The organism is Roseibium sp., assembly GCF_025698965.1.
GTDB lineage: Bacteria > Pseudomonadota > Alphaproteobacteria > Rhizobiales > Stappiaceae > Roseibium.
Map to the genome: position 1 here is coordinate 1 of NZ_JAILWL010000192.1, position 11,234 is coordinate 11,234.

The window sequence follows — 11,234 nt, forward strand, 5'->3', positions numbered from 1 at the left end:
AACGTCTGGATGTTCTTGGGTCGATGGACAAATTGGTTGTCGGAATATCTGTTCTGGACCGGCATGGCCGAATTGTTCAGGAAAACCGCGAATTTCGCAGGCAGCGGGAAGAATGTGGCGTCCTTGAAGTCGCACCGAACGGTGTGCTTCGTTTCAAAAATGCCGAAGACGAAAAACGGTTTCACGAACTGAAATCCGATGTTCGAAATCACGGCAAGTTCGGAGCCCGACCGCGAAAAGAAGTGATTTCGAAGGAAGATGGCGGCTTTCTCAGCGTTGAATTGCAGCACCTTAACCAGGCAGATGAAATCGGCTCCGGTATCTTCGCAGGATTTGTCCTTTACAGCATCGACACCAGCTTGCCCATTTCCATCAACCCGGCTGCCCTGCAACAGGCATTCGGCCTGACGCAAGCAGAAACCGCGCTGATACCGGCGCTCGCACACGGTCTTACCAATTCGGAAATCGCAGAGGCGAACGGACGTGCAGTGCCGACGATCAACGGACAGGTCAAGTCGATCCTCGCCAAGACGCAATGCGGCACCCGCACTCAGTTCGTCCGGCTTTTGATGAGCTTTGGGGTAAATCTGTTGAGAGATGACTGACTAAGGCAGTTTTTTAGTTATTGATTTCAATGCTTTGCCGAATTTACCCAAAGGCTCTGCGACCGCTTCAAACTCGTGTCAGTGCGAAAGGGCAGAAGTTTTTAGACGGAGATTGATTTATTTCGCTAAATAGTTAAATATTCGCTTTATAGCGAATCTATTTTGAGGAATATGCCATGACCCCTGAACAACAGGTAGCGCTGGATCGTTTTTATGCAGGCGCGACAGCGCAGGATGCGTCGATGATCAGACCTTTACTGACAGACGATTTTGCCTTCAAAAGCCCGCTGATGAATTTCGACAATCCAGATGAATATGTTGCCCATCTTGTTGGTTTTTGCGGCACTGTGAGCGACTCGCGTTACATTGCCGAAGACAATCGGGTTGTGCATGTCTTTACTTTGAATGCGACGCTTCCAGGCGGGGAGGCTCAGTTGAAGATGTGCGATATCTTCACGTTCAAAGGTGGCAAGATTGCCCTGCAGGAACTTTATACCGATCCGGGCCAGTTCCCTGCAGAGGCCTGAAAACCGGGACGCAAGAGAACAGGCAAATGATGCAAGAAATGTCGCCAGATCTGATCCGGACTTTCGCAGCGTTGAGTGACCCCGTGCGCATGGCGACGATTGCACGACTGGCGGAGGGGCCCGCAGCGGTGGGGGAATTGGCCGAACCATTTTCCTTGTCTCCTGCCGGGTTTTCCAAGCACCTTCAAGTGCTTCAGGCAGCTGGGCTGGTAACTAAGAAACTGGACGGCCGGCGGCACATCTGCAGCCTTCAACCCGAACCGCTGAAGGCTGCCTATGACTGGCTGGGATTCTACCAAAACTTCTGGTCTGGCACGCTGGATCACCTGGAAGCGTTTCTGGAATCCGATCAGGGCAACCAGGACAGCGACAAGAAGACCGGGTTATGAGCGCTGGGTTTTCGGTCCGGCTGTGTCGCATTCTTAACGCTCCGCCGGATCGGGTCTGGGACGCGTGGACCAGGCCGAAGCTGATGAGGCGATGGTTTTGCCCTCTCGGCATGCAGGTTGCCGAACTGGAAGCTGATTTACGTGTCGGAGGTACTTTTCGTGTGGTTATGGACCCGCTTGGCTCGCCTCTGCAACCGCCCCCAGAACTAGGCAAGTACCTGGTTGCTTATGGCCGATATCAGCGGGTTGAGAAGCCAGGAGAGTTGGAATTCACCTGGGCCTGGGAGCAGCGGGACGAAATCAGTCGAGTTCGGATCTCAATTACGCCGGTAAGGGGTGGGACGGAGCTTGTGCTCTGCCACGACGGTTTAAAAGACGAAGCCAGCCGGCTTTTCCACGAAGACGGTTGGAAACCGACTCTGGATAATCTGGAGCTGGCTTTGAAATCCTGACGGTTGTCACCGCGACTTCGAAGCGTTGGCCTTGAGGAAGTCGATCAGGACCCGCAGCAATTCAAGCCTGCGGTTCTGTTCCGGATAGTAGAGGTAAAAGGGCGGGTGGCCGCAGGTGAATGGTTCCAGAATCGTCTCCAACCGTCTTGCTGACAAGTGATCTTCGATGACATCTCTCAGCGCCCAGCCAATCCCGTGACCGTCACAGGCGGCTTCAACCACGCGCTCGAAACTGTCGAAGTCCAGCTGACTGGGCGGGTCGACGCTCATTTCCTGATCCTGATCAGCAAAGCGCCAATCCGCCAGCCGGTTTGCTGTTGAAAACCGGTAGCGGATGCTGCGGTGCTGCAAAAGATCCTGCGGGGTCTGCGGACGACTGTATTGATGGAAATAGCCCGGCGAAGCAAAATAAGAGCCTTGCAGGTTTCCCGTCAGACGGAAAGCAACCATGCCCGGAGCCAGGCGGTCACCAAGCCGGACGCCGGCATGAAAGCCTTCGTGCACAATATCGACCAGGCTTTCGTTTAGGGAAAAGTCGAGCCGGATATCCGGATAGGTCTTTTGAAATTCCGAGAGGATTGGCCGAAAAACGATCTTGTAGGCACTCCAGGGAAGTGTCAGTCGAAGCGTACCGGTTCGCGATGCACCAACCGCACGTGACTGCTGAACCGCTGCCGTCAACGTGTCATAGGCTGGCGCCGCGGTCTGAAGCAATGTGCGTCCTGCGGCGGTCAGCTCAATGGACCGGGTCGTGCGCACCAGAAGGTCAACGCCCAGTTCCTGCTCCAGTGCCTTCAGCCTGTGACTGACAGCAGAGGCACCAACACCAAGCTTTTTTGATGCCGCCTGCATGGACCCGGCACGGACTATCGCCAGAAAAACTTCAATGCCACTGATCGGGATAGTCATTATTGAATTTTTTTCATGAATTTGTTTGTCTATTTCTATCTACATCAATAATAACGTCTTCGCTAGTCTCGCCTGAACATTCACCAGAAATGGGTGGAAACCCGGAGGCTGGAATGACCCTTCACACGCTTTCACACTCGGATCGAACCGCTTTTGGCATTCGTGCCATCGTTTGTGCGGTGTTTTTGATGGCAGCTCAGGACGCACTGATAAAACTGCTCAGCGGAGGCCCAACGCTTTGGCAGATCTGGACTATCCGGGGTGTTATCGTCGTACCGTTGTTTGCGGGGCTTGCAGCCTTGTCGAATGGGCGCATCCAGTGGCGGGAGATTTTCAGTTTCTGGGTTCTTGTGCGGTCGCTTTTTCTGGCGGCGATGTATGTGGCGCTTTATGCGGTGTTGCCGGTTCTTCCGCTCGCCAGCGCGGCGGCGGGTTACTACACGGGGCCTCTGTTCATCACCGTGCTCTCTGCCTTTCTGATCGGCGAAAAAGTCTCAGGTCATGGCTGGGCCGCAGTCGCGGTGGGATTTGCCGGAACCCTGATCCTTCTGCAGCCCGGCACGGCAACGTTTCAAATGCAGATGCTTGCCCCGGTTTTGTCTGGCTTCCTTTATGCCCTTGCCGCGATGCTGACGCGAACCAGGTGCAGGGAAACCTCCATCTTAACGCTGGCAGTGTCGCTCAATGTTGTGCTGATGTTTGCGGGGGCGGGCATCAGCCTGTTGCTGCTGATTGTGAAACCGGTGTCAGGAACCAACTTGGGCGGCCCCACCCAGTTCCTGCTTGGTTCCTGGGCGGATTTGGGCGCACCGGACTTCCTGCTGATTGTCGTTCTGGCTGTTCTGATGCTGGGTATCGGGATCGGTCTCGCGGCCGCGTATCAGTCTGCAGCGCCGGCTATCATCGCACCGTTTGACTACAGCTACCTGATTTTTGCTGCGCTGTTCGGCTTGTTGCTGTTTCAGGACATTCCGAGCTTCGCGACAATGGCAGGGATGCTTCTAATTGCCGGGGGCGGGTATTTAGCGACGCGGGCAGCATGAATGACCAAGGTCGAGCAGGGAGCGATGTTTGAGGCACCAGAGGATGGAAGGTGGCTGTGTCTCAGCGACTTAGCTTGGCCTTAGTGCGTGGCGACAGGAGCTTTTGTGACTGGGCTGCGGCCAAAGTCAGATCGTTGTTCGGGCTATTTGCTTTCCAGGAAAATCCTTGAATTTGGTGATTTGGATAAATACCTCTCAAATCAGCATGACCTGTCGGGACTGACCCGCACCAGGAGCATTACTGCCGCACAGCTCGTCGGCTCTGTATTTTATGACCAAGGACCCCGCAATATGCGTCTGATCATTGCAATCCTGCTACCGTTTCTGGTGTTCTTTACAATCGGGCGGCCGTTTCAAGGGATTTTCTGTCTGTTGCTGCAAATCACATTGATCGGCTGGATACCGGCGGCTATCTGGGCGGTGTATGCGCTCAGCCAGTACAACACCGACAAGAAAATTGCCGAGATGCAAAGATCTCAACATCACTGAGTTATGGATCTCCAGCGGGGCATTTGTCCAGGGGAAGCCTTTTTTATTGCACTTATCATCGCTCCTACTCGGCAAGACGCCCACATCCCAGGATAGTCCTCGCTGAGACGCGTTCAAACTGGGTGAAGATATGTCGAGGCCTGGTGCTTGGTCACCTTGGCTATTGTGGATTGTCTTTTTCAGGCTCGGTTCGATGCCTCCTGCGTCTACGCTTTCTCTAATCTGGAGAATGATCAAGCTTTAACCTCCAGATTTGCAACAAGGTTTAGGAGCCGTGGTTTTGCGGGTCGTTGGCAAAATCAAACGGACCCGCGAATGATCAGTGCTCCTGCAACTGCAATATCCGACACGACCAGTCTGCCATCATCGCCGACGAGGATCGATTCCGGTGGATGTTTTTTGAGTGCCAGGCGTTCCTTGTTTTCCTTGCTAATATCGCTGGCGATATCCGAGGAAATGATTGAGACGACCAGTTCGGTGATCAGGATGACGATCGGACCGCCAATGAAAAACCACCAGGGGATGTCGGCCTTGTGCGAAGAGACCGGATCCGGGTCGGGGGCGAATGCAAGGGATCCATTGCCTGGCTCATAGGTGGCTGCGTTCTTGGATGTCACCTTGTAGGTCATCATGATACCCGCTTTCATGTCGCAATCTCCCTCGCAATGGGTTCGCAACTCCGCGTCGCCACTTTTCACTTCCAGCTGCGTCGCTCTCGGGTAGTAGGTGATTGCGCCTGATTTGACCGACTTTGCATTCAGCGGTCTTGTGTTGACGAGCAAGTCCTGTGTGGAGTCATAGGCAAATGCACTCGTATCCGTGTTGAATGCGGTTGCCAGTCCCGGAGCAATGACATTCAGCAGAAAGAGCTCGGCGGACACGACATAACTCGCTTCGGTGGAAACAGGCCAGGCGATGGGATCGACCTTTTTCTGGAGGTTGGAGATGTCCTTGTCGGACGTCACCGAAAAAATCGCCAGACAACCTTCACCAAGCCCTTCGCGATGAAAGTAGGCATAAGCGCTTTTGACCGGGGTCAGCCAGGAGTTGGTCTGTGGCGGGACCAGGTTTACCGTGGCAAAGACGAACCGGACCTTGTCGGCATTCGCGACCAGAAAACTGCCAAGCTGAAACGACAAAAGGGCGTTGTCGGAAGGTGACAATACGCCGTTAGGGTCCAGCAATGTAACGACGCTCAATTCCCCCCGGTTCGGCGGATTGTCGCGTTCACCAAGCCTGTCATAATCCAGTTGAAGTTTGACAGCATTGGCGGAGGTGCTGAGCCAGTCGAGATACGTGGCGACAACAAGCGTCATGCCCGTAAGGTCAATTGATACGCCGTCCCGTATCAGTTTGCCTTCTGCAATCGGCAAACGCAGATGAATGATCTCATTCGATCCACCCTGCGCAATCTGCCAGGCGGAGAACTTTCCCGACGCCGTGGCGCCGGTTCCGTCCGGAATCTCGACGCAAAAGTCGAGCACGAGTTCCCCTGCATTTTCCCGAAGCATTGTGTTCAGGCGGTCTTCCTTGACCAGAAAGACCGTGTCCCAACCTTCAAGTTTCATGACTGGGATCCAATGCTGAAATTACCCGCGAACTGAAGCGATCCGTTGATTTGCACACTGGAGAGTACAAATCCGGTGGTGTCCGGCCATGCGATCGGTTTGGTAAATTCGACCATCATGTTTTCGAGCGGGGGCAGGGCCTCCGCGGCCCCTTTTGAAATTGCTTCTGCGATGATTGTCGGTGTTGCCGCGGCAAGTCCGGCAATGATCCCAATGATGATGACGACAACGACGCGGACGATGCCGCTGACTGCCGCTCCGCCGACAATGGCCGCGACGATACCGATTACCGAAACGATGATTTCGGTAATTACTACCCAATCGGCTTTCTTGTAGTAGTGCGTTTTCTTCGGTTCTCGCGACTCGACCCAGCCGATTGTCTGTGTACCATCGGGTTTGTCGACAAGCTCAAGCCGGTTCCATGATTCAGTCTGGACATAAGCATCTATGCCGGGGCTGATCGGAATATGGATGTCCATTCGAGTTTGAATCTCGTCCCCGACAATTTGTATCAGCATGCTTGTCGCAGTGGGTTGGTACCATATCGCACCGACTTTCACTTTCTCCAGATCGAGCGGTTCCACCAGCTCGATTGCGGTATTGCCATTGACGATGCTGAAGTTGGAGGCCGAGGCATCGGGAAAGGCAGCCTGAGCTGCCGGCAGGATCATGTTTTCCATGAACAGCTTGCTGCCGACCAGAAAAGCACCTCCCTGACCATCAGGGATCGCGGAGGCAGGGAGCTGGTTGGCAAGACCTGTCGGCGCGTTTCCGTTTGTCATGGTCAACACGCCGAAATAGGCTTCGTCCTCGCCGGGAGTCTCAGGGTTTCCGTCGTAATAGGCATAGCTGGTATAGGTTGGTTTCAGCCAGTCGAACTGTGGGCTTTGTGAGAGCTGGTTGAGTGCGACGACCGCGAATATGTAGTTGAAAATTTCGAGATTTTCATTGAGCCAAATGCCTATGATGGACTGAAAGAGTGCTTTCAGTTCCAGACTGGGGGTGCTGTCCCCATAATCGATGTGTTGCACGACAACCGCCGGGTCTTCCGGTGAGCGTGCATTCGCGTCGGTCAGGAGATTGTTGGGCGTTCCGTCCGTTGTCTCCTTGTCGACAGGTTGCGGCAGGTACTTCAGTTTCACCTGAAACGTGACGGAGCCGTCATTAAAATCGAGCTTGCTTGTCGCCATAGTCATCGAAGCGGTGGTGATCGGCGCCTTAAGGAAGACGATGGAACCGGACCCGCCCCGTGTCATCGTCCAGGTGCCGAAGTCGCCATTTGCGTACCAGCTTGCGTTTATTTCCTTGGAAAAGCTTGCAGGCGAAACGCCGGTTGCCTTCAGCGCCTGATTGACCTGCGAAAGGCGAATGGCGCTGGCTGCATCCCAGCCCTGGGTGTCGGCTTCAGGAGCGGTGATTTCCTTGGGTAGAAGGTGCCGGGGAATAATCGTTTGCGGCTGGATCTTGGAGACGTCGGGCAGGGTGAAATTGCGGAACGTCTGTGAACGGATAAATTTCTTTTCGTGTCTCATAACGGGTTCCTGTCAGGCAATTTGATGTAATCAGGGTTTCAGCAATCCGCCGAATTGAAGAGAACCGTTGAGTTCGGCTGTCTGGAGCTGAAATCCGGAACTGTCCGGCCAATTCACCGGGGCCTGCGCTTCGTCGATCATCGGCCCAATGGGGGGGAGCGCTTCGGCGGCGCCGTTTGCCGCAACATCCGCGATTATGGAGGGAATGACAGCCAGAACACCGGCCACAACCGTAATGATCACGATAACGAGGATCTTGCGCGCCACGGTTTCGATCGCCTCGCCGACGACCGCGCCCACTACAGCACCGATGAGTGCGACGGTTATCTCCGTCCAGGTGACCCAGGAGGCGATTTCGTGCCAACTGGTTATGTTGGGCTCTTCCGATGGTTCGAAATCCATCGTGTAGCTGCCGTCCTTTTTCTCAACGAGCCCTATTGCGTAGTAATATGTCGAGTTCACATAGGCATCGATGCCTGGTGAAATCGGGATATGCACCTTGGTATTGATTTGTACTTCGTCGCCAACGACTTGAAGGCGGAAATACGTCATTTTGGGGTGATAATTGATGCCCCCCACTTCGACGGAATCGAGGTCGAGGGATTCAGTAATCTCGATGATATCGCCTGTCTTGGGTATTTTGAATGCGTTGGAAGGTGCGTCGGGAAACGCCTGAACCAGACCAGGCAGAACCATCCGTTCCAGAAACAGCCTGTTCGAAATCAGGATCGATGCATTGGACCCTGAAGGAATCGCAGAGGCGGATACCTGGTTGGTCAGTCCGTCCGGGCTGTTTCCATCCAATTGATTGAGGACTGCGAAATAGCTTGAGTCCTCGCTCAGACCCTGGAAATAGGCATAGCTTGTATATGTTGGTTTCAACCATTGGAACTGCTCCTTCGCAGCCCGTTGGTTCAGGTTTACAACAGAAAAAACGTATTCGAATTTGTCCAGGTTGTTCGTCAACAAGTAGGTCAGCGCCGCCTCGAAGAGCGCACTTTCTTCCTTGGTAGGCTTGAGCGAGCCGTAATTGACTTTCTGTACCAGTACAGGTGGATCATCCGGCGAGCGCGCCTGTGCGTCGGCAATCAATTCGTCGATGGTTTCCCGTTCGCCACCTTTGAAAAAGAATGGGTTTTGTTTTTGCGGGACGTAGCGAAGCTTGATCGAAACGAGTGCGTAACCACCTGTGAAATCAAACTTGTTCCCGGCTGTCCCCCTTGCAGCTGCGAGCGCGGGGTAGGTCATTGTCGCCTTGGTGAGCGGTAGCTTCATGAAAACGATGGCGCCCGAACCGCCTTCAGCGATCTGCCAGGCGTCGAAAGAGACGTCAATGTCCCAGGTGGAGTTGGGATTTACGACAATTTTCAAGTTCTTTGGATACTGACCAGAGGTCTTGATTGACTGGTTGACTGTGCTGATCTGAATGCAGTTTACCGAGTCCCAGCCATAGGTGGTGGCCTCCTTGCCCAGATATGCCGCCGGCAACTCTTCGCGAGGCACAAACACCTTTGGGCGAAACGCTTTTGGAGGCACAAACGTTCTGTAATAGCTGGAATGTGTCGCTGCTGTCCCGGTCATGTTTTTATCTCTCCGGTTGAGTAAATTGAAAATGCAATCAAATTCATTTAGCGTTGCATTTTTGAAAATTGCAATGAAAATTAGAAAAAAGTTACGTAGAGTAAGATATGTATTTTATGAGTATGTTATCAATTTTTGTTTTAAGTGGTTGTAATTTTGATGTTAATTAAGTCGACTCATCTTTTTTGATTCTTGGATTATTAATCTATCTTGAGTTGTTTCGGATTTGTGCTGGAGAGTGGCATAGGTGACGTGAGAATTATGTCTGGAGATTTAGCCGGAGACTGACATTGCATGAACCGTTTTCTGTCATCCATTTTCCGCCAGCCCTATTCCCATACAGCTCCACATCCTAGGATAGTCCTCGCTGACACGCGTTCAGATGAGGCGAGGATATGTTCGGGCTTGATGCTCTGGTCACCGTGGCCAACGTTATTTATCTCTTTTCCTATTCGGTAAGGGACATCTTGTGGCTGCGTATTCTGACGGTTGTCGGGGCCACGATGCTGTTGCCTTATTACTATTTCCAAATTGACCCGCTTTGGGCGGCAATCGCCTGGAATTCGATATTCATCGCGATCAACATCTTTTGGATTGGACGCCTTTTGCTGGACCGGCGACCCGTGCCATTCAGTGCGGAAGAGAGGCATCTTTACCAGCTTGCCTTGCGCAATATGGGTGAACGGGAAGCGTTCAATCTTCTTCGCATGGGAAGCCATGCCTCCGTTGCAGCAACAACAGAGCTTCTAAAGCAGGGCGAACCGGTTCCGGCACTGATGCTGATTATCGACGGGGAGGTGAATGTCGAGATGGACGGGGTCCATGTGGATACGCTCAATGAAGGCCGCTTTCTCGGAGCCGTTGCCTATTTGAGCAAGGAAAAGAGCTACAAGGCCCCGGTCACTGTACGGACGACAAAGCCGACGCGCGTTATCACCTGGCAGATGCCGGAGCTGGAGAGCCGGGTTGAAAAGGACTCCGACCTCGAGATCGATCTTGAAGCCAGCCTCGGGTTGGAGATCTCTCGCTTTTTGCAAACCGCGCGCACGAAATTGCTCGCTAGCTGACATTTCCCTGCGGGCGGGTGTTACTCCCGTGACAGGCTGGCGTATGGTTGTGAGGGGGCATAGGCATTGGGCACCGGATCCGGTTAAGAGGGGCGCATGACGATTGCAGATCATAGACAATGGTGGCTGCTCGGTGCGATGAGCGGTGTTCTGGGATTGATCGTTCTGGATGAAACCGTTGTCACAGTGTCCTTGCCGTCAATCACAAATGAACTCGGTTTGTCAGCCTCGGCGGCGCATTGGGTGGTCAATGCCTATCTCCTTAGCTTCACTTGTACCGTCGCCATTGCCGGGCGCTTCGGTGATCACCTCAGCCGGCGGGGTTATTTCACTGGAGGTGCGGTTCTGTTCGCGCTGTCGTCGTTCTTTGCTGCGTTGGCGACGGACGGACTAATGCTGATTGCGGCGCGGGCGTTCCAGGGCATTGCAGCGGCCGTCCTCTTTCCAACATCGATTGCCTTGATCACTGCAGCCTTTTCGCCGGAAAGGCGAGGCGTGGCATTCGGCTATCAGACGACGGTCGGCGCAATTTTCATGTCTTCCGGACCATTGATCGGCGGCCTGCTTACGGAGACGGTCTCCTGGCGGATGATCTTCTGGATAGGCATTCCCTTCGTAATCGGAATTGCCTGCCTGTTGTGGCTCGTCTGGACCTCCGACTATGACGCGCAAGGGCGGAAGCCTGAGGAGGCTGGAAGCCGTCTGGATGTCGCCGGACCGGTGTTCCTGGTCGTTGCCCTGTTCGGTCTGGTTACCTGCGTCATGCAAGGGCCGGAATGGGGATGGTTTTCACCGTTGACCCTCGGGCTGTTTGGTCTTGGCTGTGTGCTGTTGTTCCTGTTCAGGCGGACAGAGCAGAGCCATCCGGAACCGCTTCTGGATCTCTCGCTGCTGACCATTCCCGAATTCAGGGGAGGAGTGATCATTTTCGCGATCTTTCAGTTCGAGAAGATTACGTTGTTTGTGTTCATCGCCCAGTTCTTTCAAGAAGTTGTCGGTAAGTCGCCCATTCTGTCCGGTGTTGCCGTTTCCGTCGCGATCCTGCCGACGCTTGTCACTTCAATCCTGATCG

The 11,234-nt window shown here is 53.7% G+C and carries 12 protein-coding genes; 8 read left to right on the top strand and 4 right to left on the bottom strand.

The features are described from left to right. The 4 genes from K5905_RS16290 to K5905_RS16305 form a co-directional block, all read left to right on the top strand. Positions 1-605 (top strand): helix-turn-helix transcriptional regulator (locus K5905_RS16290; protein ID WP_367186975.1); only part of this gene is annotated, 605 nt, incomplete at its 5' end. A gap of 176 nt (positions 606-781) precedes the next feature. Then, positions 782-1,132: a nuclear transport factor 2 family protein gene (locus K5905_RS16295; protein ID WP_297585758.1), complete on the top strand. Its 351-nt coding sequence runs from the start codon at positions 782-784 to the stop codon at positions 1,130-1,132. 26 nt (positions 1,133-1,158) lie between these two features. Then, complete coding sequence (locus tag K5905_RS16300; protein WP_297585760.1) at positions 1,159-1,521, top strand: helix-turn-helix transcriptional regulator; 363 nt, start codon at positions 1,159-1,161, stop codon at positions 1,519-1,521. Beyond that, positions 1,518-1,973 carry an SRPBCC domain-containing protein gene (locus K5905_RS16305; RefSeq protein ID WP_297585761.1) on the top strand — a complete coding sequence of 152 codons (456 nt, stop codon included), beginning with the start codon at positions 1,518-1,520 and terminating at the stop codon, positions 1,971-1,973. The genes K5905_RS16300 and K5905_RS16305 overlap by 4 nt, the downstream gene beginning before the upstream one ends. Positions 1,974-1,979: 6 nt before the next feature. On the opposite strand, the gene K5905_RS16310 is transcribed toward K5905_RS16305, so the two are convergent. Beyond that, complete coding sequence (locus tag K5905_RS16310) at positions 1,980-2,882, bottom strand: LysR family transcriptional regulator (RefSeq protein ID WP_297585763.1); 903 nt, start codon at positions 2,880-2,882, stop codon at positions 1,980-1,982. Positions 2,883-2,995: 113 nt separating this feature from the next. Here K5905_RS16310 and K5905_RS16315 point away from each other — a divergent pair, with 113 nt between their 5' ends. After that, complete coding sequence (locus tag K5905_RS16315) at positions 2,996-3,925, top strand: DMT family transporter (RefSeq protein ID WP_297585765.1); 930 nt, start codon at positions 2,996-2,998, stop codon at positions 3,923-3,925. Between the two features lie 87 nt (positions 3,926-4,012). Then, on the top strand, positions 4,013-4,414 hold the full coding sequence (locus tag K5905_RS16320; RefSeq protein ID WP_297585767.1) for a YqaE/Pmp3 family membrane protein: 402 nt from the start codon (positions 4,013-4,015) through the stop codon (positions 4,412-4,414). 299 nt (positions 4,415-4,713) lie between these two features. Here K5905_RS16320 and K5905_RS16325 read toward each other — a convergent pair whose 3' ends face one another. Genes K5905_RS16325 through K5905_RS16335 form a run of 3 tightly spaced genes read right to left on the bottom strand, consistent with a single transcriptional unit; the run spans position 4,714 to position 9,095 of the window. Continuing rightward, positions 4,714-5,982, bottom strand: coding sequence for a TULIP family P47-like protein (locus tag K5905_RS16325; RefSeq protein WP_297585769.1), 1,269 nt, complete (start codon positions 5,980-5,982; stop codon positions 4,714-4,716). After that, entirely contained in the window at positions 5,979-7,514 is a 1,536-nt protein-coding gene (locus K5905_RS16330; RefSeq protein ID WP_297585771.1) for a TULIP family P47-like protein, read from the bottom strand. Before K5905_RS16330 ends, K5905_RS16325 begins: the two co-directional genes overlap by 4 nt. A 30-nt stretch (positions 7,515-7,544) precedes the next feature. Beyond that, positions 7,545-9,095 (bottom strand): TULIP family P47-like protein, encoded by a 1,551-nt coding sequence (locus K5905_RS16335; protein ID WP_297585773.1) that lies wholly within the window; start codon positions 9,093-9,095, stop codon positions 7,545-7,547. A gap of 395 nt (positions 9,096-9,490) precedes the next feature. Between K5905_RS16335 and K5905_RS16340 the strand changes: the two genes are divergently transcribed. Together K5905_RS16340 and K5905_RS16345 are read left to right on the top strand one after the other, a co-directional pair. Then, complete coding sequence (locus K5905_RS16340; protein WP_297585775.1) at positions 9,491-10,162, top strand: cyclic nucleotide-binding domain-containing protein; 672 nt, start codon at positions 9,491-9,493, stop codon at positions 10,160-10,162. Positions 10,163-10,258: 96 nt separating this feature from the next. Continuing rightward, a partial coding sequence (locus K5905_RS16345; RefSeq protein ID WP_297585777.1) for an MFS transporter occupies positions 10,259-11,234 on the top strand: 976 nt, incomplete at its 3' end.